A 25,974-nucleotide genomic window follows, 5' to 3' on the forward strand; every position below is an offset into this window, starting at 1 on the left:
TGTTTCCGCTGATTACTATTATTTAGGTTAAGGTTTTCGCGAAGCACGCCCGTTTTCAGCACCACAGCACCGATTGACGCACCACGACATAGCAAAAGCTGTACCAGCCATTTGCACTGAACCTTCGCGAACGGCTCATACTCGAACACTTCACACGCCACTTATGGAGATCACCATGGCCAGCAAAACGGAAAAGACTGCTCAAGAAATCCTGATGGAAGATTTTCAGACACTGGTCAGCGACACCGAGCGGCTGCTGGAACACACCGCGACACTGGCCGGTGATCAAGCCGACGAACTGCGCAGTCAGATTCACGAAAGCCTGGTGCGCGCCCGCGAGACCCTGAAACTGACCCAGGACTCCCTGAGCGAGCGCAGCAAGGCCGCTGTCTCTTCGACAGAAGAGTATGTCCAGGCCAACCCCTGGCAGTCGGTGGGTATCGCGGCTGGGGTGGGCTTTCTGATTGGCCTGCTGGCGACTCGGCGCTGATATGGCGATCGGTGAATCCGGCTCGCCGGAAACAGACTCCGGCTCCTCATCGCGGCGCCTGGGCGCCGCGTTCCTAGGGTTGCTGCACAGTCATGTCGAGTTGTTCGGCATCGAGTTGCAAGAGCAAAAGGCGCGTACGGTCAGCCTGTTGCTGTTCGCCGGCCTTGCGCTGGTGTTCGCCCTGCTGTTGCTGGTGGGTCTTTCGGCACTGGTGTTGATTGTATTTTGGGATACCTATCGCCTGACGGCCATCGTTGGCCTGTGCGTGTTCTATGCGCTCGCGGCCCTGTTCTGTGGCATGCGCCTGAAAGCTGCGGTCTTCGACGAGTCGTCGCCGTTCCACGCCACCCTTGAAGAGCTGAACAACGACAGGGAGCGCCTGTTGCCATGAACCTGCCCGAGATCCCCAAGAACAGCTCGCGGCAAGAAATGCGCAAGGCCCTGATCCGCTTGCGCATGGAAATGCATCGCCAGGAAATACGTCATGAGTCCCGGCAATTGCTGCAACCCTTGCAGCGAATACGCGGCATGTCGCAAACCCTGCAGGAGGGCCTGGGCATCAAGCACGCGCCACTCTGGGGAGTGGCCGCCGTGACCTTGCTGGGTTTTCTCACCGGCAAAGGCGCCAAGGGTGGAGGCCTGCGCAATGTCTCCCGATGGGTGCGGCTGGGCACCACACTGTTGCCGCTGATCAAGCTGGTGATGCAAGGCACCTCACGCAAAGACTAGTCCGCTGTCATTGGCCGCAGTGTTGCGGGCTCGAACCTCTTTATCGAGAGGTTCGATGTCGTCTGCCCGTTTACCGAGTATCGATACCGACGGGCTCGGACTCGGGTTCCGCTTGCAGCCGGCGGCACGAACCGGGAAGCTAACGCATCAGTCACCCTACGGAGAGCCCAGCCTTGGATTGGCATACCCTGCTTAATCGTGAACGCCTCGGGAAGCCGGTGCACAGCCCGGAAGAACTCGGCCGCAGCCCGTTCCACAAAGACCACGACCGGGTCATTTTCTCCGGTGCTTTCCGCCGGCTGGGGCGCAAGACCCAGGTCCATCCGGTCACCAGCAACGACCATATCCATACCCGCCTGACCCATTCGCTGGAAGTCAGTTGCGTTGGGCGCTCACTGGGTATGCGCGTCGGTGAAACCATTCGCGGCGCCCTGCCCGACTGGTGCGAGCCCAGCGATCTGGGGATGGTGGTGCAATCTGCCTGCCTGGCTCACGACATCGGCAACCCCCCCTTTGGTCACTCCGGTGAAGACGCCATCCGGTACTGGTTCCAACAAGCCGCAGGCAAGGGCTGGCTGGATGCCATGAGCGAAGTCGAACGGGATGACTTCCTCAACTTCGAGGGTAATGCCCAGGGTTTCCGGGTTCTGACACAACTGGAATACCACCAGTTCGACGGTGGCACCCGGCTGACCTACGCGACACTGGGCACCTATTTGAAGTACCCCTGGACAGCACGCCACGCCGACTCGCTGGGTTACAAGAAGCATAAATTCGGCTGCTACCAGAGCGAGCTGCCACTGTTGGAGCAAATCGCCCAGAAATTGGGCCTGCCACAACTGGACGAACAACGCTGGGCCAGGCACCCGCTGGTCTACCTGATGGAGGCCGCGGATGACATTTGCTACGCCTTGATCGACCTGGAAGACGGCCTGGAGATGGAGTTGCTGGAATACGCCGAAGTGGAGGCTCTGTTGCTCGGCCTGGTCGGTGATGACTTGCCGGAAACCTACCGTCTGCTGGGTGCCAACGACTCGCGCCGACGCAAACTGGCGATCCTGCGTGGCAAGGCCATCGAACACCTGACCAATGCAGCGGCGCGTGCATTCGTCGAGCAACAGGACGCCCTGCTGGCGGGCACCTTGCAAGGCGATCTAGTGGAGCACATGCACGGCCCGGCCAAGCGTTGCGTGCTGAATGCCAAGGACATGGCGCGTAAAAAAATCTTCCAGGACAAGCGCAAGACCCTGCATGAAATCGGTGCGTATACAACCCTGGAGATTCTGTTGAACGGCTTTTGCGGGGCCGCGCTGGAGCAACATGGCGGTCGTACGGCCTCATTCAAGAATCGTCGCATACTCGATCTACTCGGCAACAATGCTCCCGACCCGCACGGCCCTTTGCACGCGTCGTTTTTACGCATGATCGATTTCATTGCCGGCATGACCGACAGCTACGCTAGCGAAATGGCCCTGGAAATGACTGGACGCTCCCGCCACCCCTAAGCCCCATGGTTCCGTCGCACCCAGGCATCTGGCGTGCGACTGAGCACAGGTTCAGCGTTCAACATAATGAGCGAATCACCCTACATCTTACACCGAGCAAACTTACTGTTTCTCTCTACACACAAATCAATTGTTCCATACTGAAACAACAAATAGACCTCCTACGACAGATAGATATTCGGACACAAAAAAATATTAGCGACTGAAAAAATAATCCTCCACTGTCCATCACCTCAAGTTGGCGATCCTGCATGGAAAACTAAATGCTCTCATACAACTTTCGCATCATGCTGGTGGAGGACCATCCCTTTCAACTCAAGGCAACCCAATACCTGCTTGAAAGTTACGGCTTCACCCATATAACGACCTCAAACAGCGCCAACGCCGCACTGCAGGCGATGAACCGGATGCATAACCCTTTCGAGATATTGCTGTGCGACCAATGCCTGCCAGACCTTTCAGGTCTCGACTTGATTGCTATTGCCAACCATCAGGGCCTGATCCAACAGGCTATTATCCTGAGCAGCCTTGATACAATCGAACTGGACAGGCTAAAAAAGCAGGCCCGCGAGCAACACCTGCCTTTATTGGGGCTGCTGCCAAAACCACTGAAGCAATCCGAGTTCACTTATTTATTGACTCTGTATTGCTCCAACATCAACCATCCATGACAATCATTGCACAGAACACCAAGACGCATAGAGAGCACCACTGTACATAGACCCACACCAGTACTTAGCGAATCAGGCAAGCGCTCATCCAACCTTGTCACATCAATTAATATATTATCCAAACATCCACTCTTCGCCCACAACCACCTACTTGGCACGTAATCCCCTGCCCCTTCCATTGTAGGATTAGTCCTATATTGCACCCCCAACCCTGTCCGTTTATATGTCGGCTTCCATATCTGAGCTAAGGTGCTCGCTTTATTTGTGCACATATGGGATTTGATTATGAACTCAGTTTTTATTGTCGACGATCACCCCGTCATTCGCCTTGCATTGCGTATGTTACTAGAGCATGAAGACTACAAAGTAGTAGGTGAAGCCGACAACGGGGTCGATGCGATGCAGATGGTTCGCGAATGCATGCCTGACCTGATCATCCTGGACATCAGCATTCCCAAACTTGACGGGCTGGAAATCCTCTCCCGCTTCAACGCCATGAGCACGCGACCGAAAACACTGGTATTGACGGCTCAAACGCCAACACTTTTTGCAATCCGCTGCATGGGGTCCGGTGCGTCAGGCTATGTCTGCAAACAGGAAGGCCTCAGCGAACTGCTCAGCGCCATCAAAGCCGTGTTGTCCGGTTACAACTATTTTCCCAGCCAGGCATTGAACCCGTCTCGCGACGACGAAGCACTCTGCGCGGAACTGGACTTGTTCAAGTCCGTCAACGATCGCGAACTGATGGTGATGCAATTGTTCGCCCAGGGTCGCACCAACAAGGAAATCGCCAAGGGCATGTTTCTCAGTAACAAGACTGTCAGTACCTACAAGAAAAGACTCATGCAAAAACTCAAGGCCAAGTCCCTGGTAGAACTTATCGAGATGGCAAAACGTAACGCTTTAGTGTGAGAGACAGGATGCCCAGGTGTTTAAAGGACTATTTATTGTATTTGAGTGCAGGTTTATACCTGAATGCCTCAGTGTCCATAGCCGAACCCGGAGTCGAACATTACACATTGCTCAGTCGTTCAACGGCAAGCCACATGGACATCCAGCTGGATGAACCACAACGGCAGTGGGTACTCAACCAACGCGAACTGGTCCTGGGCAGTTCGGCGCCCGACTACCCCCCTTTTGACTTGACGATCAGCGGCCATGAATACGAGGGTTTTACCGCCGACTACGCCGGTATCCTGGGCGCCTCCCTGGGGTTGCCCATCAAGATCCGTCGCTACCCATCCCGCGAAGCTGCCATCCAGGCACTCGAAAACGGCGAGATCGACCTGCTCGGAACGGCCAATGGTTTCGAGGCCCGGTATTCGAACATCGCACTATCCGCCCCCTATGCCATTGACCAACCCGTCCTGGTGACCCGGGAGAACGAGAGCCGTTCGTTGACCGAGGGCCTGGCCGGCATGCGCTTGAGTATGGTTTATCACTACCTGCCACCGGAAGAGGTAAAGGCGCTCTACCCCAAGGCGGTCATCACCCCCTATCCGTCCTATCTGAATGCGATAAATGCAGTCGCCTTCGACCAGGCCGACGTCTTTCTGGGTGACACCATTTCAACCCACTACATGATCAACAAGGGCTATCTGAAGAATGTGCGAATGGCCAACTTCGGAAAACACGAGGCCTATGGTTTCAGTTTTGCCGTTCGCAAGGACAATCAGAACCTTCTGCATATCATCAACACCGTTCTCAAGGCGGTAGCCACGGGAGAACGCGAAAGCATCGCCAAGCGCTGGAGCGCCGGCAGCGACATTCTTCTGACTGACCACAAACTGCAATTGACCCGCCGCGAAGAACGCTGGCTTGCACAACATCCGGTGGTCCGCGTGGCCGTCAACGATGCTTTCGCCCCGCTGACGTTCTTTGACGCCGATGAAACATTCAGAGGGATTACTGCCGACCTGCTCGAACTGATCAGGCTGCGCACCGGTTTGCGCTTCGAGATTCACCGCAGCCGAAGCGACAACGAAATGATCAAGCTGGTCCAGGAGAACCGGGTCGACCTGATTGCCGCCCTGCTTCCCAATACCGAGCGTGAAGCCCTTCTGAGTTTCACCCGTCCCTATCTTGAGAATTCATTTGTCTTGCTGACCCGAAAAAGCGGCTCCAGCCCGACCAGCCTGGAGCAACTGGCAGGCAAAAGCCTCGCCATCACTCAAGGCAATCCATTGCGCGACTACCTGATCCGCGAGCACCCGACGATCCACCTGGTCGAAACACCTGACACCTTCAGCACGGTAGAACTACTTGCCAAGGGCCAGGTAGAGGGCGCGGTCAATTCGCTGGTGACTGCCAACTATTTCGTCGACTCGCAGCTGTTCGAGGACCGACTGCAGATCAGCGCGACAATTGGCACTCGGCAGGCCGCGTTGTCCCTGGCGACTGCACGCGACGCTCCCGAACTGAGTGCCATCCTCGACAAAGCCCTGTTGAGCATCGCACCAGACGAACTGGGCATAATCAACAGTCGCTGGCGTGGTTACACGAGCACCTCCGGCAACACCTGGCGCACCTACCAGCGCTTACTGTATCAACTGCTCATCGGCAGCAGCCTGCTGCTACTGACTTTGCTGGCCTGGAATGCCCATATGCGCAGGCAGATCAAGCAACGCCAACAAGCGGAGCGAGCACTGAGTGACCAGTTCGAGTTCATGCAGACGCTGGTCAACGGGACACCTCACCCCATCTATGTGCGTGACCGCGAGGGGCTGCTGAAAAGTTGCAACGACAGCTATCTGCAAGCCTTCAGCGCCAGACGCGAAGACGTGATCGGCAAAGATGTGATGCAAGGTGCCATGAGCAACGTGCTTGAAGCCAGGCAATACCACGCTGATTATCGACGCGTGGTGGCCGAAGGCGTTCCGTTGATTCTTGATCGCCCCCTGCACATCGGCCTGCAAAAACTGACGATCTACCACTGGATTCTTCCCTACCGGGATTCGACGGGTGACGTCCAGGGAATCATCGGAGGATGGATCGATATCAGCGAGCGGCGTCAGCTTTTTGATGAACTCAGGTCTGCCAAGGAACAGGCCGATGAGGCCAGCCACGCCAAGAGCACATTCCTCGCCACCATGAGCCATGAAATCCGCACGCCGATGAACGCAGTGATCGGCATGCTCGAACTGACGCTCAGGCGCGCCGATCCGAACCACCTTGATCGTTCGGCCATCGAAGTGGCCTACAACTCGGCCAAGGACATGCTCGAGCTTATTGGCGACATCCTCGACATCGCCCGAATCGAGTCCGGCCGCCTGAGCCTCTTCCCCGAACGGGTGAACCTCGGCGAAACCGTCGAAGCAGTCGTGCGGGTCTTCGACGGGCTCGCACGACAAAAAAACCTCAGCCTGATCCTTACGCTTCCCGACGCGGACGAACAGCCCGATTTCATGACGGATCCGCTGCGTCTCAAGCAGATACTGTCCAACCTGATCAGCAATGCCATCAAGTTTACCGAGCAGGGTGAAATCACCATCAAGGTCCGTCTGCAACCCTCGCCGCAGTCCGATCGATGGCTCATCGAGCTATGGGTCTGTGACAGCGGAATCGGTATCAGCGAGGACGATCAGCGTCAGCTGTTCGAGCCCTTTGCCCAGGCTGGCAACACCGGGCACCGGGCCAGAAGTGGCGCTGGCCTGGGCCTGGTGATCTGCCGCAGCCTGTGTGAAATGATGGGCGGCACCTTGCAGCTGACCAGTGAACCGGGCACTGGCACACAGGCACGGGTGTGCCTGCCGATGACCACACTGCCTGGCGCAATCGCCCAGGACACCCCGCAACCGGCGCTTGCCAGGACCACAACCCTTTTGAACGTGCTAGTGGTCGACGACCATCCCGCCAATCGATTACTGATGTGCCAGCAACTCGACTTCCTGGGCCATCGATGGATCACGGCCAACAACGGCGAAGACGCTTTGCGGAGCTGGAAAGAAAGCCATTTCGATCTGGTGATTGCAGACTGCAACATGCCCCTGATGAATGGTTACGAGCTCACCCGTGCCATCCGTACCCACGAGCAGGAAGAGCAGCGCCCACGTTGTACGGTGCTGGGTTTCACCGCCAACGCCCAGCCAGAGGAAAAACAGCGATGCCTGCAGGCAGGCATGAATGATTGCCTGTTCAAACCCATCAGTCTGACGACACTGAGCCAACGCCTGGAAGCACTTGAGCCGATCAGCAAGGACCAGGTCTTCAGCCTGGACAGTCTGCATTTACTCACCGGAGGTGACCCCCTGCGAGCACATCGATTGCTCGCCGAACTACTCAACAGTAACCGCCTCGACCTGGAGGAGCTACTTGGACTACCACCTGCAAGCGGGCGGCAGGCCTTCATCGATGTCGCACACAAAATCAAAGGTGCGGCGCGCCTCATCCAGGCTTCAACCCTGATAGACAGTTGTGAGGCGCTCGAACGCATGTGCCACGAGGACTTCTCTCAGGACAGGCTCCAAGCCCACAAAAACCGGATGCGGTACGCCATCCTTGAGCTGGATCAGGCCCTGCAACAACAGCTCAGCCTGCAAGCCGTTTCTTGAGTCAAGGCTCCCCGGCACCGACCGGGTGAGTTCGGGCGCTTGCGGGCCTGCGAACAACCGTCCCATGCTTGCCAGGTTGTTCGTCCAAGGCTTGCTCAACAGCCCCTGGGGATCCAAGGCGGATTGGTCCTTCATTTACTATGCTTGCGTGCTCAGCAGTGTGTCATGACGATGGAGAGACACCGCGATGCCCAGCCCACTGCACCCGGAGAAACGTCGATTTCCGCTGCACGTGCACATCAGCGTGATGTTCACTTTGCTTCTGCTGTTCACGGGCATTGTGCTGGGAGTTTTCAACTACCGGCAAACCACGCAGATCATCCTGTCCAGCAGCGAAAAACTGTTCGACCGAATAGAACAGGACGTGCGGCATGACCTGCACACGACTTACCGTCCCATTCGTCGCTTGCTGAGCCTGTTGGTGCAAAACCCCGCGATGCAGGCGACGAACCTGGAACAACGACTGGCGCTGCTCAGGCCCTTCAGCCAGTCACTCAACGACAATACAGAACTGGCATCACTCTATGCAGGCTATGCTGACGGTGACTTTTTCATGGTTCGCCCACTGCGCAGCGAAGCGCTGAAACACACCCTCAAGGCACCTGAAACTGCCGCCTTTCAAGTCTGGAGCATCGACCGTGACAGTCTCACTGGACACACCCGCTCACAGTCCCTGTTCTACGACCCGTCACTGACCCTGGTCGAGCGCCGGGACAACCCGCAGGAAACCTACGACCCACGCACTCGCGCCTGGTTCAACAGTGCAAACGCAACCCAGGAGCAAATCACCACCGAGCCGTACATTTTCTTTTCGACCCACAATATCGGCACGACCCTGGCCCGACGCAGCAGCGCCAATGCCGTGATGGGCGCCGACCTGACACTGGCCCAGCTGTCTGCGACCCTGGCCAGGCACCAGGTAACACCCGGCACCGAAATCGTCCTGTTTGATGGCGATGGCAATGCCGTCGCCTACCCCGACAGCAACAAACTGATCATCAACGATCAGAAGGCGCACCTGGCCAAGGTCAAGGACCTCAGCCCGGCGCTGGACGCCCTGTTCAAGAACACCAGCAGCGGTCAACGGCTGGAGGTAGCCAGCCGTGAATGGATCTTTGCCCGCAGTAGCATTGCCGAAGGTGGCCCGCGAGGTTTGCAACTGGCCCTGATGGTTCCCGAAGACGAGTTACTGGTGGACGCCTATCGAATGCGCTGGCAAGGCGCGTTGATTACCCTGGCCACCTTGCTGCTCTGCGTACCGCTGGGCTGGCTAACCTCCAGAATACTGGTCAAACCTTTGCGCGCACTGGTACAGGAAGCCGATGCCATTCGCAGCTTCGACTTCAACTACCCGGTCACTCGGCGCTCCCCCGTGCTGGAGGTCGACCAACTCAGCGTATCAATGGCACGTATGAAAGACACGCTGGCCAGCTTTTTCGAAATCACCGACAGCCTGTCTGCGGAAACCCGCTTCGACCCCCTCCTGCAACGGGTGCTCTTCGAAACGGTGAAGATCGGCCAGGCGCAAGCCGGCCTGATCTATCTGCGTGAGCACGATGGAAACCGGCTCGAGCCCCACGGGCTGATCATCGAGGATAAGCCTCAGGCACTCTCGGCCTTCAACATCAGCGGCTATGACCCTGACGACACCCAGCACCCTGCCTGGTTCCGGCAACTGCTGAGCCAGGACTCACTGGTCACCGTACTCGGCTTCGAACAGGCCGCCGACCTGCAAGCAGTGTTGCTCGCCATGAATTGCCCGAGCGCTCACCTGATTGGCATTCGCCTGCACAATCGCCATAACGAAACCGTCGGCGCACTGGTCCTGCTGCTCACCGACACGGGCGCACACGCAGACCTGGAGAAGCTTCGACCGGACCGGATTGCATTCATCCAGGCGGTCTCGGGCGCCGCTGCCGTCAGTATCGAAAGCCAGCGCTTGCAGGCCAGGCAACAACAGTTGCTGGACGCCTTCATCAAGCTACTGGCCGGCGCGATTGACGCCAAGAGCCCCTATACCGGTGGCCACTGCCAGCGCGTCCCTGCACTGACCTTGATGCTCGCCCAGGCCGCTGCCGCGAGCCAGGCCCCGGAGTTCATGGCCTACCAGCCTACCGACGACGAGTGGGAAACCTTGCATATCGCCGCCTGGCTGCACGACTGCGGCAAAGTCACCACCCCTGAATACGTGGTCGACAAAGCCACCAAGCTGGAAACCCTCAACGACCGCATCCACGAGATCCGCACGCGCTTCGAAGTCCTCAAGCGCGATGCCTGGATCGACTACTGGCATGCACTTGCCCTGGGCGGCCACGAGCCACTCCTGAGTGAAGCACGTGATGCCAGCCTGACCGCCCTCGATGACGATTTCGCCTTCATCGCTCGCTGCAACCTGGGGAGCGAAGCCATGGCCGATGCAGACCTGCAACGACTGCACCGCATCGCCCAGCGAACCTGGACCCGGACACTGGATGACCGACTGGGTGTTTCCTGGGAAGAGAACCACCGTCAGGCACGCACCCCGGCCCCTGAACTCCCCGTCAGTGAGTCGCTGCTGGCGGATAGACCCGAGCATTTGTTCGAACGCAACGACGCCGAACTGATACCGGCAGACAACCCCTGGGGGTTCAAGCTCGACGTACCACCGTACAAATACAATCGCGGTGAGCTGTACAACCTGAGCATCTCCAAAGGCACCCTGACCCGCGAAGAACGCTACATCATCAATCATCACATCGTGCAGACGATCCTGATGCTCAGCCACCTGCCCTTTCCCGGGCACCTGAGTAACGTGGTGGAAATAGCCGGTGGGCACCACGAAAAAATGGATGGCACCGGCTATCCGCGAAAATTCAAGCGTGAGGAGATGAGCCTGCCCGCGCGAATGATGGCAATTGCCGACATCTTCGAGGCGCTGACCGCGGCGGACCGCCCCTACAAGAAGGCCAAGACCCTGAGTGAGGCCCTGGCCATCATGGCCTTCATGTGCCGCGATGCACATATCGATCCGCAGCTGTTTGCGCTGTTCGTCAACGAGAAGATCTACCAGCAATACGCCGACAAATTCCTCGAGCCCCAGCAAATCGATGCCGTGGACTCGGAAACCCTGCTCGCCAAGGCAGGGCTGGCCAGTTGATCAGCAGTCGGTCAAGCGCAGGAAGATGGCCGCCAGCTGTTCAATGCCAGCCTGATCATCGACGCTGAAGCGGGCAAGGGACGGGCTGTCCAGATCCAGTACGCCGATCAGGCGACCGTCCTTGACCAGCGGCACCACCAATTCACTGTTCGAGGCGCTGTCACAGGCGATATGCCCGGCGAACGCGTGTACATCCTCGACCCGTTGCGTTGTCAGGGTGGCCGCCGCCGCACCGCAAACACCACGGCCAAACGGAATCCGCACACAGGCGATCTGCCCCTGGAACGGCCCCAGGACCAACTCTTCATTGCGGTTGAGGTAGAACCCGGCCCAATTCAGGTCATCGAGCTGGTTGAACACAAACGCCGAAAACTGCGCGGCATTGGCGATAAAATCACGCTCATCGGCCAGCAACGACTCCAGTTGCGCACACAGCAGGCCGTAGCCCTCCAGGCCTGCGCCAGTGTTTTGCAAATCGATCATGCCTTGTGCTCCAACAATTTGAGTCCTACCCAGTACCGGGCAAATTGATACGCGCAACGGCCGTTGCGATTACCGCGGCCGGTGGCCCAGCGCACCGCGAGGATGTCGAGCTGTTCATCACGCTGCCACTCAAGGCCGGCCTTGGCTGCCAGTTGCCCCACCCAATGCTCGACCACATCGAGAAAGTGTTCCTGGGTAAAGGGATAAAACGACAACCACAAGCCAAATCGGTCCGACAGCGCGATCTTGTCCTCCACCGCCTCATTGGGGTGCAGTTCACCGTCGACCCTTTTCCAGTTTTCGTTATCGCTCTCTTTTTCCGGCACCAGGTGGCGGCGATTGGAGGTGGCATAGAGCAGCACGTTATCCGGCGCCTGCTCCAACGAGCCGTCGAGTACGCTTTTGAGTACCCGGTAATCGCCCTCGCCCGCCTCGAACGACAGGTCATCGCAAAACAGCACAAAGCGCTGAGGCAGCCTGGCAATCTGTTCGACCACCCGGGGCAGGTCCGCCAGGTGATCGCGCTCGATCTCGATCAGGCGCAGACCGCCCTTGGCGTGCTCGGCCAACAACGCCCGCACCAGCGACGACTTGCCGGTGCCTCGCGAACCCCAGAGCAATGCATGGTTGGCAGGCATGCCATCGAGAAATTGCCGGGTGTTGCGGTTCAACTGCTCCAGCTGTTTGTCCACGCCGATCAGGTCGGACAAACGCATGTCCAGGCTGACCTCGAGCGGCAATAGAAAACCGCTGCGCCCCTCACGTTGCCAGCGCGCAGCCAGGCACTGTGTCCAGTCGATGGCGGTGCGCTGCGCAGGCAGCAGAGGCTCGATACGAGCCAGAACCGCATCGGCGCGTTCAAGAAAGGCATTCAATCGAGAGTCCACGACTTCTCCTCAGGCTCGTTCACAGTAATGATGGGGACAGAAAAGTAAAAACAGCGCGTTATGCCGGACCGTTCGGGATAATGGCGCACCCGACAGACCGCCCGAAACCCGGCAATGATCAGCTATGCTTCGCCCAGAAGGGAAACGAAAGTGGTTCAGCACCCAATGGATATCAAATTCACCAACCGCCTGTCTTACAAACAAGCCAGGCTAACTGTGCTGGTTGGTTTCATTCTCGGCATGCTGCTGAGCCTGCTGCAAATAGGCATCGATTATGCCAGTGAAGACGCCTCCATCAATCGGGAAATACTGTCGCTGCTGGAAATCAGCCACAGCCCCGCCTCACGGATCGCCTACAACATCGATGCCGAACTGGCCCAAGAGCTGACGCTCGGCCTGTTGCGCTCGCCGGCCGTGATCGGCGCGCAACTGATAGACAACAACAATACCGTGCTGGCCAACGTACAGCGACCGCGCTCACAAAACGCCTACCGGGTGATCAGTGACTTCCTGTTTGGCGCCAATCGCCAATTCAAGGAACGCCTGTTCCTCGAACACTTGCCCAACGAATCCCTCGGCACCCTGCAACTGGAGATCGACACTTACACCTTCGGCACCCGCTTTTTGAATCGAGCAGGAGTCACCTTGCTCAACGGTTTTTTCCGTAGCCTGATACTCAGCGGGATTCTCCTGGCATTGTTCTACGTCATGCTCACCCAGCCGCTGGTCCGGGTCATTCGCGAGCTGAGCCTGCGAGATCCACGCAGCGCGGACCAGCCACCGCTGGACTGTCCCGCAGACCACGAAAATGACGAAATCGGCGTACTGGTCAAGGTCGCCAACCAACACATCGAGACCATGGCCATTGAAATCCAGCAGCGACGCGCCGCGGAAAACCGGCTGACCGACTACCTCGGCCAGCTGGAACATATCGTCTCCTCGCGTACCTCCGAGTTGAAAGCCATCAACACCCGCCTGACGTCAACCAATGGGGAACTGGAAGTCGCGCGACAGACAGCGCTGGACATGGCTCAGGCACGCTCGGATTTTCTCGCCAACATGAGCCATGAAATCCGCACACCGCTCAATGGCCTGCTGGGAATGATCGCGCTGTCGCTGGACAGTCCATTGAATGCCGAGCAACGCCAGCAGCTGTCGATTGCCCACGACTCCGGCAAAGTACTGGTGGAACTGCTGAACGACATCCTGGACTTGTCGAAATTCGACGCCGGGCAACTTGAACTCGAGCATATTCCCTTCGATCTCGGCTCACTGATCGAAGACACGGCCAACCTGTTGTCACAGAACGCGGCACCCAGCGTCGAGCTGACATGCCTGATTGACCCGCAGTTTCCCTCCCTGGTGCTGGGCGACCCGACGCGGGTTCGCCAGATCGTCAGCAACCTGCTGTCGAACGCCCTCAAATTCACGCGGTTCGGACGGGTGGATGTGCGCTTGAGCACCCTTGAGGATGGTGTGCGGATCGAAGTGTGCGATACCGGCATCGGCATCGCGCAAGAGGCGCAGGTCAAGATTTTCCAACCCTTTACCCAGGCGGGAGCCGGTATCACCCGTCAGTTCGGCGGCACCGGGCTGGGATTGGCCCTGACCTTCAATCTGTGCAATGCCATGCAGGGTCGTCTGAGCATCAGCTCGGAATCCGGATTCGGCAGCCAGTTCTGTGCCGACCTTCCACTCCCCACACACGCGCTCGCCGCTCCCCCCGCCCCACTGACAGGCAAGGTCCTGGCCGTTACATCGACCGGTAGTGGCCTGGCCGAATTGCTGCGTAACCTGCTCCCCGGTTGGGGTCTTGCCTATGAACAGCGCACGATTGACGACCCATTGACCCGCTACACTCCCGACCTGTTGATCACCGATTGCCCAGAGTGTCTGTTTCGCTTCCGACCGGCGTTTGACGCCCCCATCCTGCTGGTTACCGCCTACGGCAACTTCATGCCAGGCGAGGAAACCGCCACCCTGGCGCCCCTGCAACAACTGGCCCGGCCCCTGGCCCGCAAAGCGCTTTACCACACACTGCGCCGCGCCTTGCAAGCTGACACGCCCTTGGTCAGCGACACGCCGACACAAGGCCTTTCACCCCGGCAGCGAGCGCGAATCCTGTTGGTGGAGGACAACCCGGTCAATCAGCTCGTGGCCAAAGGCATGCTCAGCAAGCTGGGCAGCGACGTGACAGTCGCCGCACACGGGGCCGAAGCCCTCGATCAGCTGGAACTGAACCGCTTCGACCTGATACTCATGGACTGCAACATGCCCGTGATGGACGGCTATGAAGCCAGCCGGCATATCCGTCGCAGCGGTCGCTGGCCGGACCTGCCGATCGTCGCCCTGACCGCCAACGCCATGCCCGAGGAGCGTGAACGCTGTCGGGCGGCGGGCATGAACGACTACCTGGCCAAGCCCTTTCGCCGTGAAGAACTGGCCGCCTTGCTGGACCTGTGGGCACCCGCTACGAAAGCGCCTTGATCTGCCCCAGCAACTGATCAAGGCCTGCACGCAACTCACTCAAGCGTTGCAAGTCGACACCGCTGTCGCACAACAGCCGCGCCTTGAGTGGCCCGACCTGCTCACGCAGGGAAACACCGGCCTGCGACAGACTCAAGTGCACCTCGCGCTCATCGCGCGCCGAGCGCTGGCGCTGGACCAACTGCATCTGCTCCAGTCGCTTGAGTAACGGCGTCAGCGTCCCGGAATCCAGCAACAAGCGTTCGCCCAGGGCCTTGACGGTTGGCTGTTCGGGGGCGCACTGCTGCCACTCCCACAACACCAGCATCACCAGGTATTGCGGGTAAGTCAGCCCCAATTGATCAAGCATCGGTTTGTAGCCACGGATCACCGCCCGCGACGCGGCGTACAGCTTGAAGCAGAGCTGGCTGTCGAGCTCCAGCGAATCGGCTGACAGGTCGTTCATTTAAGCAGGGCTTCAATCTCGCGGGTCAGATCCTGCGGCTTGGTCGCGGGGGCGAAACGCTTGACCAGCTTGCCGTCCTGACCGATCAGGAACTTGGTGAAGTTCCACTTGATCCCCTGAGAGCCCAGCACACCCGGCGCGCGCTTCTTCAGCTGGACAAACAACGGATGGGCATCACTGCCATTGACGTCGATCTTCTTGAACAGCGGAAAACTCACACCAAAGTTCAACTCACAGAACTCGGAAATGGCACTCTCATCGCCCGGCTCCTGCTTGCCGAACTGATTGCACGGAAAACCGAGCACCACCAGCCCCTGGTCCTTATAGGTCTTCCACAACGCCTCCAGACCTTTGTATTGCGGGGTGAAACCGCACTCACTGGCGGTATTGACCACCAGCACCGCTTTGCCGGCGTAGTCGGCCAAGGTCTTTTGCTCACCTTTGATGGTGGTGCACGGAATGTTCAGCAGGTTGTCATTCATGGCGCGATGCTCCTTTATCCAAAGGTTGGGCAAGAGACGAACATAGCGGGCAATTAGATTGTGCGCAATTTAAATGCTTGGATACCGACCAACTGCACCGGGATCGGGCGCGCCAGCGAAGGCATGTGTGACATCGCCTTCGTCGACAATGGATCGTCGCCCGCCCCCTCCCATGCTACTGGCGAGGGACCAGGTCCAGGCACACTGAATTGATGCAGTAGCGCAAGCCGGTCGGCGGCGGGCCGTCCGGGAACACGTGCCCCAGGTGCGCATCACATTTGGCGCACACTACTTCGGTGCGGATCATGCCATGGCTGACATCGCGGATCTCGACCATGGCGCTTGCGCCGATCGGCTCATAAAAACTTGGCCAGCCGCAACCGGAGTCGAACTTGGCCTTCGCGTCGAACAATGGCTCATTGCAACAGATGCAGTGGTAAACACCGTCGGTTTTGGTGCCATTGTATTTGCCCGAGAACGGTCGTTCGGTACCCTTCAGACGGCAAACGTTGTACTGCTCCGGGTCGAGCATCGCACGCCATTCTTCCAGGGTTTTTTCGAGTTTTTCCATCGTTACACCTCGGCATATGAAAAAGCCCGATCTGTACCTTTTCCACGGATCGGGTGGCACGTATGATTGCGCCTCATTTGACGCCAGTCTGGCAGCCGCGTTACACGCACTCAAACGGATTTTGCTGCGCGCAACCCAGGTGCCAGGCTGGTGTGAGAACGCAGGATTCCCAGTACGGTAGTTCATACGACGTCTGGATCGTTCATTTTCGGGAACACATCGCCATGCAGGTCAGCAAATCGAACAAGCTCGCCAACGTCTGTTATGACATTCGCGGCCCAGTGCTCAAGCACGCCAAACGCCTGGAAGAGGAAGGCCATCGCATCCTCAAGCTGAATATCGGCAACCCGGCACCCTTTGGTTTCGAAGCACCCGATGAAATCCTCCAGGACGTGATCCGCAACCTGCCGACCGCCCAGGGCTACAGCGACTCCAAAGGCCTGTTCAGTGCGCGCAAGGCCGTCATGCAGTACTACCAGCAAAAGCAGGTGGAAGGTGTCGGCATCGAAGACATCTACCTGGGCAACGGTGTTTCCGAGCTGATCGTGATGTCGATGCAGGCCCTGCTCAACAACGGTGACGAAGTGCTGGTCCCGGCACCGGATTATCCACTGTGGACCGCCGCCGTCAGCCTGTCGGGCGGCAACCCGGTGCATTACCTGTGCGACGAGCAAGCCAACTGGTTCCCTGACCTGGCCGACATCAAGGCCAAGATCACCCCCAATACCAAAGCCCTGGTCATCATCAACCCGAACAACCCGACCGGCGCGGTGTATTCCCGCGAAGTCCTGCTGGGCATGCTGGAACTGGCACGCCAGCACAACCTGGTGGTGTTCTCGGACGAGATCTACGACAAGATCCTGTACGACGACGCCGTGCACATCTGCACCGCCTCGCTTGCACCGGACCTGCTGTGCCTGACGTTCAACGGCCTGTCCAAGTCCTACCGGGTGGCTGGCTTCCGCTCCGGCTGGATCGCCATTTCCGGCCCCAAGCACCACGCCCAGAGCTACATCGAGGGCATCGACATGCTGGCCAACATGCGCCTGTGTGCCAACGTGCCGAGCCAGCACGCCATCCAGACCGCCTTGGGCGGCTACCAGAGCATCAATGACCTGGTATTGCCTCCTGGCCGCCTGCTGGAACAACGCAACCGCACCTGGGAACTGCTCAACGACATTCCGGGCGTTAGCTGCGTCAAGCCGATGGGTGCTCTCTACGCCTTCCCGCGGATCGACCCGAAAGTCTGCCCGATCCACAACGACGAAAAATTCGTGCTCGACCTGCTGCTCTCGGAAAAACTGCTGGTGGTCCAGGGTACGGCGTTCAACTGGCCATGGCCGGATCACTTCCGTGTCGTGACCCTGCCACGGGTGGATGACCTGGACATGGCCATCGGCCGAATCGGCAACTTCCTGAAGTCCTATCGCCAATAAGCCCTGCCACGCCGAGGCGTCATTTCAATGCCCTCGGCGATCAACTCAGCAACAGATTAAACATTCTTCATCGTGACCGCGCCTTGATTGCTCGCGCAGACACCTGAGCGCGCGTTACACCCAATGATGGCGGTAGTTGCGATAGTAAATGGCAGCCGGACAGGGGCTCGAAAAAAATCAGAATCGCCCTGCAACGAACAGGAATCCGGCTGTAGGACACAGTTTGAAATAGTCACCCGGTTGAATAGCCCGGTGCATCACCTTATATACCCCGCAGTACGCTACATCTTTAGCATGAGGAGATTTCTACAACCATGATGCGCATCCTGCTGTTTTTGGCCACTAACCTGGCGGTCGTGCTGATTGCCAGCATCACCCTGAGCCTTTTCGGCTTCAACGGGTTCATGGCGGCCAACGGGGTTGATCTCAACCTCAATCAGCTGCTGATCTTCTGTGCGGTCTTTGGTTTCGCCGGCTCTCTGTTCTCGCTGTTCATCTCCAAGTGGATGGCGAAGATGAGCACCAGCACTCAAATCATCAGCCAACCGCGCACTCGCCATGAACAATGGCTGCTGCAAACCGTTGAAGAGCTGTCCCGTGAAGCCGGCATCAAGATGCCCGAAGTCGGGATTTTCCCGGCCTACGAGGCGAATGCCTTCGCCACCGGCTGGAACAAGAACGACGCACTGGTCGCGGTCAGCCAGGGCCTGCTCGAACGTTTCTCGCCCGATGAAGTGAAAGCGGTCCTGGCGCACGAAATCGGTCACGTCGCCAATGGCGACATGGTGACACTGGCCCTGATCCAGGGGGTCGTGAACACCTTCGTGATGTTCTTCGCGCGGATCATCGGCAACTTTGTCGACAAGGTGATCTTCAAGAACGAAGAAGGCCAGGGTATCGCCTACTACGTAGCGACCATCTTCGCCGAACTGGTACTGGGTTTCCTGGCCAGCTCCATCGTCATGTGGTTCTCGCGCAAGCGCGAATTCCGTGCAGACGAGGCCGGTGCCCGTCTGGCCGGCACCAGCGCGATGATCGGCGCCCTGCAGCGCCTGCGCTCGGAACAAGGCCTGCCGGTGCACATGCCGGACACCTTGAACGCCTTCGGCATCAACGGCGGCATCAAGCAAGGGCTGGCTCGCATGTTCATGAGCCACCCGCCGCTGGAAGAGCGCATTGACGCACTGCGTCGTCGCGGCTAAGTGCCACAACCACAAAAAAGGGCGACCACGGTCGCCCTTTTTTGTGCCCGCCCGCTTCAGGCGTCTGCCGTACTCAGGCGGTAAACCCGCTCGTCAAGGCGCGTGACGCCGCCCTGAAGGAACTTCCAGCTCTCACCCAGGATATCCCGCACCTCAAGAACTTCGAGCTGCCAGCGATCACCCAGCAGCGCCTGGACCTCATCATCCTTTACCGCAAAGGGCGGACCCGCCAACTGCGCCTGGTCATAGTCCATGGTAATCAGCAGGCCTTCACTGGCCGCAGGCACTATCCGCATCAGGTGGGCGACGTACTGCTCACGCATCGAGGGTGGCAAGGCAATCAATGCCGCCCGGTCATAGAGCGCCGCGCAATCCGCGGCATCGGCTGCTGTCAGTGCGAAAAAATCGCCACACCACAGCGTGACCAGCCCTGCCTCATAGACCTTGAACACGCCATGCTCGGTGATACGCGGCATCAGTTGTTGCTCAGCGAAGAAGTCTTCCACTGCCTTTTCCGACAGCTCGACGCCCAACACCCGATAGCCCTGCCCTGCCAACCACACAAGGTCCAGACTTTTCCCACATAGCGGCACCAGCACCCGCGCCTCGTCCTTTAAGTTCAGCTGTGGCCAGTAGCGCTGCAGATAAGGATTCACATCAGCCTGGTGGAAACCGATCTGATTGAGCGCCCAGCGCTTTTGCCAAAACTCCGACTGCATAAATCACCTGAAAATTCGATCAATTTGCACTAAAACTTATATTAGATTTAGATCATTGACCTGACTGAAGATGAGGTCATCTTAACCCTCAGGACACCCTTCATGCTCCCCAGCCTGTTTATCTCCCACGGTTCCCCCATGCTGGCACTGGAGCCAGGTGCCAGCGGCCCTGCATTGGCCCGCCTGGCGGCCGAGTTGCCGACACCCCGCGCCATCGTGATCGTTTCCGCGCACTGGGAAAGCCAGGACCTGCGCGTCAGCAGCGGCGAACAACCGCGCACCTGGCACGATTTCGGCGGTTTTCCCGCTGCGCTGTTCGCGGTGCAATACCCAGCACCTGGCCAGCCAGCGCTCGCGACACAGGTTGCCGACCGGCTCAAGGCCGATGGCCTGCCCGCGCAACTCGACAGCGAACGCCCGTTCGATCACGGCGTCTGGGTGCCTCTGTCACTGATGTATCCCCGCGCCGACATTCCCGTGGTGCAAGTCTCGCTCCCCAGCCGCCTTGGCCCGGCCCTGCAAACCCGCGTCGGCCATGTGTTGTCGAGTCTGCGCGAACAAGGCGTGCTGCTGATCGGTTCCGGCAGCATCACCCATAACCTGCAGGAATTGGATTGGCATGCCGGCCCCGAGAGCGTCGAACCCTGGGCCAAGGCCTTCAGGGACTGGATGATCGAAAAACTCGCTGCCAACGACGAAGCCGCGCTGCACGATTATCGCCAGCAAGCACCCCATGCAGTTCGCAGCCATCCCAGCGACGAACACTTGTTGCCGCTGTACTTCGCCCGTGGCGCCGGTGGCGATTTCAGCATCGCCCACCAGGGATTCACCCTGGGCGCACTCGGCATGGACATTTACCGCTTCGGCTAACGGCAGGCAAAAAAAATCCCCGAACCAGTCGGGGATTTTTTCATGAAGGATCAATCAGCTCGAGAGCGGATCAATCTTCGCGGTAGCGACGCAGTTTCAGCTGCTTACCGGCAACGCGAGTGTCCTTCAGCTTGGTCAGCAGACGCTCCAGACCATCTTCCGGCAACTCGACCAGGCTGAAGCTGTCACGCACCTGGATACGACCGATTGCTTCGCGAGCCAGGCCACCTTCGTTGAGGATGGCGCCCAGCAGGTTCTTGGCAGCGATACCATCACGCGCACCCAGCGCGGTACGGCAACGTGCACGACCTTCGGCCAGCGGGATCGGGGCACGACGCTCACGATCACCACGGTCCGGACGATCACCGGAACGCTCTGGACGGTCGCCACGCGGTGCATTGTTCGGCACCAGTGGACGTTCTTTCTCGATCGCGGCCAGGGTCAGCGCTTGAGCGTTGGTAGCCTTGCGCAGCAGGGCTGCGGCCAGGGCACGCGGGGTGCAACCGATGTCGGCAGTCAGACGATCCAGCAGATCACCGTGAGTCGACTCAGCATCAGCCACCAGCGGCGACAGGCTGTTGGTCAATTTCTTGATGCGAGCATCGAGAACAGCTTGTGCATCCGGCAGGCGAACTTCAGCAACCTTTTGACCGGTTACACGCTCGATCACTTGCAGCATACGGCGCTCACGAGGAGTCACCAGCAGCAGCGCGCGACCTTCGCGACCGGCACGGCCAGTACGGCCGATACGGTGAACGTAGGATTCCGGGTCGTACGGCATGTCAACGTTGAACACGTGAGTGATGCGCGGTACGTCCAGGCCACGAGCGGCAACGTCGGTCGCCACAACGATGTCCAGACGGCCATCCTTGAGGGAGTCGATCACACGCTCACGCTGGTTCTGGGCAATGTCACCGTTCAGCGCAGCGGCTTTGTAGCCTTTGGCTTCCAGGGCGCTGGCCAGGTCCAGGGTCGCTTGCTTGGTACGCACGAACATGATCAGCGCGTCGAAGTCTTCGACTTCCAGCAGGCTCAATACAGCCGAGGTCTTCTGGTCAGCGTGAACCAACAGGTGAGCCTGTTCGATCGCGGTAACGGTCTGAGTCTTGGTCTGGATCTTCACGTGCTGCGGATCGCGCAGATGGCGCTCGGCGATGGCACGGATCGACTGCGGCAGGGTAGCCGAGAACAACACGGTCTGACGGGTTGCAGGCAAGGCCTTGAAGATAACTTCGAGGTCGTCCATGAAACCCAGTTTGAGCATTTCGTCCGCTTCGTCGAGAACCAGGTGGTTCACGGTAGCCAGGACTTTTTCGTCACGACGCAGGTGGTCGCAGAGACGACCCGGAGTGGCGACAACAATCTGTGCACCATTACGGATTGCTTTCAATTGTGGGCCCATCGGCGCGCCGCCGTAGACAGCCACAACAGTTACGCCCGGCATTTGCTTGGCGTAGGTTTCGAAAGCGGTTGCAACTTGTAGCGCCAACTCACGAGTTGGGGCCAGGATCAGGGCTTGCGGTTCGCGCTTTGCAGGATCGATGCGATGCAGGATCGGCAGGGCGAACGCAGCGGTTTTACCCGTACCGGTTTGCGCCTGACCAATCATGTCGTGACCGGCCATGATGATCGGGATCGATTGCTGCTGAATAGCCGATGGCTCTTCGTAGCCAGTCGCGGTGACGGCTGCAAGAATATTCGGATTAAGATTAAAAGCGGCGAAGCCGCCGGTTTCCTGGGTCATGGGTCTGCCTCTAAGTGCATCCGCAAAGACCCATGCTCCAAAGCTGCGCATGCCGTGTTGAGACTCAAGAGTCGCCCTGGCAGCTTTGTCGGCGGGGATTTGCGAAAACGAATGAATGAAAAGAATCGTCAAGGAAGAGTCCGCTGTGCGGACGTGCAGCCGAAGCTGACTTCGGGGAATTGCGCAACCTAAACGCGGCCCGGCTAAAGGCCGGCGCGCACTATACCGGAATTTGCCAAAAAAGGGAGCTTTTTTTATCGCCAAAACCCCATGAACGCAGGAGTGTCACAGGTTTTGCGGATAATCGCGTCACGGTCTATTTTTCAAAGGCCCGGCCCTGCTGGTCACGACGCTTAAACGGTTCATCTTTCAGGCTGCGGCCTTGCGCCTGATACCCCCCTTCCCCGCCCGAGGACGTACCCCATGAATCAACCCGATTGCAGTCGTGTCAGCCGTGAACGGCGCGGTCATGTCCAGCTGATAGGGCTGGACCGGGTGGCCAAGCGCAACGCGTTCGACCTGGAACTGCTGAACGCCCTGAGCCTGGCCTATGGTGAGTTCGAGGCCGACAGCGAGGCTCGGGTCGCGGTGGTGTTTGCCCACGGCGAACACTTTACCGCCGGACTGGACCTGATGAGTGCCAGCGCCACATTGACCGGAAGCTGGAAAGTTCCGACCGGCGGTTGCGATCCCTGGGGTATTTTCATCGGACCCAGGGTCAGCAAGCCGGTGATTGTTGCGGCGCAGGGTTATTGCCTGACCATCGGTATCGAACTGATGCTGGCAGCCGATATCAACCTGTGCGCCAGCAATACACGTTTTGCGCAGATGGAAGTGCAGCGCGGTATCTTCCCCTTTGGCGGTGCCACCTTGCGCCTGCACCGGGTAGCCGGATGGGGCAACGCCATGCGCTGGTTGCTGACGGGCGACGAATTCGATGCCCACGAAGCGCTGCGCCTAGGGCTGGTGCAGGAGGTCATGGCCAGCGAAGAGCTGTTGCCCCGCGCCATCGAGCTGGCAGAGCGCATTGCCCGCCAGGCACCGCTGGGCGTCCAGGCCACCTTGCAGTCGGCGCGCCAGGCCCACCTGGAAGGTGAAGCGGCGGCGGCGCTCGGCCTGCCGGCGCTGGCCAGGAAGCTACTGAACAGTGAAGACGCAAAGGAAGGCATACGATCGCTGATCGAAAAGCGCCCCGGTAACTTCAAAGGGGTTTAGTTTGGCAGTTGCCAGTCAGAGTGCTGTCGCAAGCTTGCTCGCGACAGCACTCACAGATCACTCAGGTCGCCGGGCGAATGCATTTGATCAACGACTGCAACGAGTAACCCAGACGCGGCGCCAGGGCTTCGGCACGGGCCGTCAGCCCTTGCATGTCCAGTGCCTGATCAAGGTCGGACGGCACGAGCAGGATCACGTTGCCCTCCTTCACCGGCAATTCCCAGTAATGCCGGTGATAAAGCCCGCGCAGCAGCGCAGCGCCCAAGGGCTTGCCGTCATCGGTGGCCCACTGGTTGATCACCAGCCAGCCGCCCGGATTGAGGCGCTTCTGGCAGTTTTCCAGAAAGCCCCAGGCCAGATGCCCAACACCCGGCCCGACATCGGTGTAGAGGTCGACAAAAATCAGGTCGGCCGACTCGGCCGTCTCCAGCAGCTCGAGCGCATCGCCGATACGAATGTACAGACGGGGATCGTCATCCAGCCCCAGGTATTGGATGGCCAGACGCGGCACGTCCGGGCGCAGTTCAATGGCCTCGACGTCTTCCAGCGGCAGGAACTTCAGGCACGCCTGGGTCAGCGTACCGGCCCCCAACCCAAGAAACAGCGCGCTTTCCGGCTGCTCATGGCACAGGGCGCCAATCAGCATGGCGCGGGTGTAGTCATATTCGAGCCAGCTCGGATCAGCCGTGAACACGCAGCTCTGCTCGATCGCATCGCCAAATTCGAGAAAGCGATAATCCGCCACTTCCAGCACCCGGATCATGCCGAATTCATCATGCACCTCGGCGAGCAGATGCTCGACGCGCTCCTCAGTCATTTCATCTCCTGGTCGTTATCGGACGGATCCACGGCAACGCAATCATTCATTGCGCTCAGCGCGGCAAAGGCGCGATTGTCCGCCAAGCTTCGGGAACAGGTCACGCACTAATTACTGATAACATGAGGTCCCGAGCGTAAACACTAGAGACCGTGATGAGCCAACCCTGGAGTCCTGACAGCTGGCGCGCCCTGCCGATCCAGCAACAACCCCACTACCCTGACGCGGCGCATTTGCAGGCCGTCGAGCAAAGCCTGGCCAGTTATCCGCCGTTGGTGTTTGCCGGTGAGGCCCGGGAGTTGCGTCGTCAGTTCGCCGAAGTCACCCAAGGGCGGGCATTCTTGTTGCAGGGCGGTGATTGTGCGGAGAGCTTTGCCGAGTTTTCGGCAGCGAAGATCCGCGACACGTTCAAAGTCTTGCTGCAAATGGCGATCGTCATGACCTTCGCCGCCGGTTGCCCGGTGGTCAAGGTCGGGCGCATGGCCGGACAGTTCGCCAAGCCGCGCTCGGCCAATGACGAAACCATCAACGGCATCACCCTGCCGGCCTACCGTGGCGACATCGTCAATGGCATCGGCTTCGACGCAAAGAGCCGCGTACCGGATCCGGAACGCCTGCTGCAGTCCTACCACCAGTCCACCGCCACCCTGAACCTGCTGCGCGCCTTTGCCCAGGGCGGTTTTGCCGACCTGCATCAAGTGCACAAATGGAACCTGGACTTCATCGCCAACTCGGCGCTGGCCGAGAAATACAGCCACTTGGCCGACCGCATCGATGAAACCCTGGCCTTCATGCGCGCCTGCGGCATGGACAGCTCGCCGCAATTGCGCGAAACCAGTTTTTTCACCGCTCATGAAGCGTTGTTGCTCAACTACGAAGAAGCCTTTGTACGCCGCGACAGCCTGACCAACGACTATTACGACTGCTCGGCCCACATGTTGTGGATCGGTGACCGCACCCGCCAGCTCGACGGTGCCCATGTCGAATTCCTGCGCGGGGTGAACAACCCGATCGGGGTCAAGGTCGGCCCAAGCATGAACACCGACGATCTGATTCGCCTGATCGATGTGCTTAACCCGGACAACGACCCGGGCCGCCTGAACCTGATCGCCCGCATGGGCGCAAACAAGGTCGGCGACCATCTCCCGCCATTGATCCGCGCCGTGGAGCGCGAGGGCAAGAACGTACTCTGGAGCTGCGACCCGATGCACGGCAACACCATCAAGGCCAGCAGCGGTTACAAGACCCGGGATTTTGCGCAGATCCTTGGTGAGGTGAAGCAGTTCTTCCAGGTTCACGAAGCAGAAGGCACTTACGCCGGTGGCATTCACATCGAGATGACCGGGCAGAACGTCACCGAATGCATCGGCGGCGCACGACCGATCACCGAAGACGGTTTGTCGGATCGCTACCACACCCACTGCGATCCACGGATGAATGCCGATCAGTCGCTGGAGTTGGCGTTCCTGATTGCTGAAACCCTGAAGCAGGTTCGGCGCTGAGTCAGGCGGTCCCGGGCTAACTGATTCGCCACG

The 25,974-nt window shown here is 59.0% G+C and carries 22 protein-coding genes; 14 read left to right on the top strand and 8 right to left on the bottom strand.

The genetic code is table 11. The features are described 5' to 3' along the window. Positions 1–175: 175 nt before the first annotated feature. The 8 genes from CKW07_RS04900 to CKW07_RS04935 all read left to right on the top strand — a co-directional run bounded on the left by CKW07_RS04900 (position 176) and on the right by CKW07_RS04935 (position 11,081). Positions 176–490, top strand: a complete 315-nt coding sequence (locus CKW07_RS04900; protein ID WP_095143849.1) for a YqjD family protein — start codon at positions 176–178, stop codon at positions 488–490. 1 nt (position 491) lies between these two features. Further along, positions 492–881 (top strand): phage holin family protein, encoded by a 390-nt coding sequence (locus CKW07_RS04905; protein ID WP_095143850.1) that lies wholly within the window; start codon positions 492–494, stop codon positions 879–881. Beyond that, positions 878–1,219, top strand: a complete 342-nt coding sequence (locus CKW07_RS04910; protein ID WP_095143851.1) for a hypothetical protein — start codon at positions 878–880, stop codon at positions 1,217–1,219. The genes CKW07_RS04905 and CKW07_RS04910 overlap by 4 nt, the downstream gene beginning before the upstream one ends. A gap of 173 nt (positions 1,220–1,392) precedes the next feature. Continuing rightward, positions 1,393–2,724: a deoxyguanosinetriphosphate triphosphohydrolase gene (locus CKW07_RS04915; protein WP_095143852.1), complete on the top strand. Its 1,332-nt coding sequence runs from the start codon at positions 1,393–1,395 to the stop codon at positions 2,722–2,724. Positions 2,725–2,987: 263 nt separating this feature from the next. Then, complete coding sequence (locus tag CKW07_RS04920; RefSeq protein ID WP_095143853.1) at positions 2,988–3,395, top strand: response regulator transcription factor; 408 nt, start codon at positions 2,988–2,990, stop codon at positions 3,393–3,395. Positions 3,396–3,680: 285 nt separating this feature from the next. After that, on the top strand, positions 3,681–4,307 hold the full coding sequence (locus CKW07_RS04925) for a response regulator transcription factor (protein WP_095078689.1): 627 nt from the start codon (positions 3,681–3,683) through the stop codon (positions 4,305–4,307). Between the two features lie 8 nt (positions 4,308–4,315). Beyond that, positions 4,316–7,945, top strand: a complete 3,630-nt coding sequence (locus CKW07_RS04930; RefSeq protein ID WP_095143854.1) for a transporter substrate-binding domain-containing protein — start codon at positions 4,316–4,318, stop codon at positions 7,943–7,945. 187 nt (positions 7,946–8,132) lie between these two features. Then, positions 8,133–11,081 carry an HD domain-containing phosphohydrolase gene (locus CKW07_RS04935; protein WP_095143855.1) on the top strand — a complete coding sequence of 983 codons (2,949 nt, stop codon included), beginning with the start codon at positions 8,133–8,135 and terminating at the stop codon, positions 11,079–11,081. On the opposite strand, the gene CKW07_RS04940 is transcribed toward CKW07_RS04935, so the two are convergent. Continuing rightward, positions 11,082–11,564, bottom strand: a complete 483-nt coding sequence (locus tag CKW07_RS04940) for a GAF domain-containing protein (RefSeq protein WP_095143856.1) — start codon at positions 11,562–11,564, stop codon at positions 11,082–11,084. Next, positions 11,561–12,451 (bottom strand): ATP-binding protein, encoded by an 891-nt coding sequence (locus tag CKW07_RS04945; protein ID WP_095143857.1) that lies wholly within the window; start codon positions 12,449–12,451, stop codon positions 11,561–11,563. Before CKW07_RS04945 ends, CKW07_RS04940 begins: the two co-directional genes overlap by 4 nt. A 165-nt stretch (positions 12,452–12,616) precedes the next feature. Here CKW07_RS04945 and CKW07_RS04950 point away from each other — a divergent pair, with 165 nt between their 5' ends. Beyond that, positions 12,617–14,938 carry a response regulator gene (locus CKW07_RS04950; protein WP_095143858.1) on the top strand — a complete coding sequence of 774 codons (2,322 nt, stop codon included), beginning with the start codon at positions 12,617–12,619 and terminating at the stop codon, positions 14,936–14,938. On the opposite strand, the gene CKW07_RS04955 is transcribed toward CKW07_RS04950, so the two are convergent. The 3 genes from CKW07_RS04955 to msrB form a co-directional block, all read right to left on the bottom strand. Next, positions 14,922–15,383, bottom strand: coding sequence for a MarR family winged helix-turn-helix transcriptional regulator (locus CKW07_RS04955; RefSeq protein WP_095143859.1), 462 nt, complete (start codon positions 15,381–15,383; stop codon positions 14,922–14,924). The two genes, CKW07_RS04950 and CKW07_RS04955, sit on opposite strands and share 17 nt — an antisense overlap. Beyond that, positions 15,380–15,865 carry a glutathione peroxidase gene (locus tag CKW07_RS04960; RefSeq protein ID WP_095143860.1) on the bottom strand — a complete coding sequence of 162 codons (486 nt, stop codon included), beginning with the start codon at positions 15,863–15,865 and terminating at the stop codon, positions 15,380–15,382. Before CKW07_RS04960 ends, CKW07_RS04955 begins: the two co-directional genes overlap by 4 nt. A gap of 175 nt (positions 15,866–16,040) precedes the next feature. Beyond that, positions 16,041–16,436, bottom strand: a complete 396-nt coding sequence (gene msrB, locus CKW07_RS04965; RefSeq protein ID WP_095143861.1) for a peptide-methionine (R)-S-oxide reductase MsrB — start codon at positions 16,434–16,436, stop codon at positions 16,041–16,043. Positions 16,437–16,660: 224 nt separating this feature from the next. On the opposite strand from msrB, the gene CKW07_RS04970 reads away from it, so the two are divergent. Both CKW07_RS04970 and htpX read left to right on the top strand, forming a co-directional pair. Next, positions 16,661–17,872 (top strand): pyridoxal phosphate-dependent aminotransferase, encoded by a 1,212-nt coding sequence (locus CKW07_RS04970; RefSeq protein WP_095143862.1) that lies wholly within the window; start codon positions 16,661–16,663, stop codon positions 17,870–17,872. A gap of 314 nt (positions 17,873–18,186) precedes the next feature. Beyond that, entirely contained in the window at positions 18,187–19,074 is an 888-nt protein-coding gene (htpX, locus tag CKW07_RS04975) for a protease HtpX (RefSeq protein ID WP_095143863.1), read from the top strand. A gap of 56 nt (positions 19,075–19,130) precedes the next feature. On the opposite strand, the gene CKW07_RS04980 is transcribed toward htpX, so the two are convergent. Continuing rightward, positions 19,131–19,793, bottom strand: coding sequence for a thiopurine S-methyltransferase (locus CKW07_RS04980; RefSeq protein WP_095143864.1), 663 nt, complete (start codon positions 19,791–19,793; stop codon positions 19,131–19,133). A gap of 102 nt (positions 19,794–19,895) precedes the next feature. On the opposite strand from CKW07_RS04980, the gene CKW07_RS04985 reads away from it, so the two are divergent. Next, positions 19,896–20,663, top strand: coding sequence for a class III extradiol ring-cleavage dioxygenase (locus tag CKW07_RS04985; RefSeq protein WP_095143865.1), 768 nt, complete (start codon positions 19,896–19,898; stop codon positions 20,661–20,663). Positions 20,664–20,733: 70 nt separating this feature from the next. Here the strand turns inward: CKW07_RS04985 and CKW07_RS04990 are convergent, their stop codons facing one another. Beyond that, positions 20,734–22,407 (bottom strand): DEAD/DEAH box helicase, encoded by a 1,674-nt coding sequence (locus tag CKW07_RS04990; protein WP_095143866.1) that lies wholly within the window; start codon positions 22,405–22,407, stop codon positions 20,734–20,736. Between the two features lie 423 nt (positions 22,408–22,830). Between CKW07_RS04990 and CKW07_RS04995 the strand changes: the two genes are divergently transcribed. After that, complete coding sequence (locus tag CKW07_RS04995) at positions 22,831–23,622, top strand: crotonase/enoyl-CoA hydratase family protein (protein ID WP_095143867.1); 792 nt, start codon at positions 22,831–22,833, stop codon at positions 23,620–23,622. Positions 23,623–23,683: 61 nt separating this feature from the next. On the opposite strand, the gene CKW07_RS05000 is transcribed toward CKW07_RS04995, so the two are convergent. Further along, entirely contained in the window at positions 23,684–24,439 is a 756-nt protein-coding gene (locus CKW07_RS05000; RefSeq protein WP_095143868.1) for a spermidine synthase, read from the bottom strand. A 155-nt stretch (positions 24,440–24,594) separates the two neighbouring features. Here CKW07_RS05000 and CKW07_RS05005 point away from each other — a divergent pair, with 155 nt between their 5' ends. Continuing rightward, positions 24,595–25,941: a class II 3-deoxy-7-phosphoheptulonate synthase gene (locus tag CKW07_RS05005; RefSeq protein WP_095143869.1), complete on the top strand. Its 1,347-nt coding sequence runs from the start codon at positions 24,595–24,597 to the stop codon at positions 25,939–25,941. Positions 25,942–25,974: the final 33 nt, after the last annotated feature.

The organism is Pseudomonas sp. Irchel s3b6 (assembly GCF_900187415.1).
In the GTDB taxonomy this organism is placed as follows: Bacteria; Pseudomonadota; Gammaproteobacteria; order Pseudomonadales; family Pseudomonadaceae; genus Aquipseudomonas.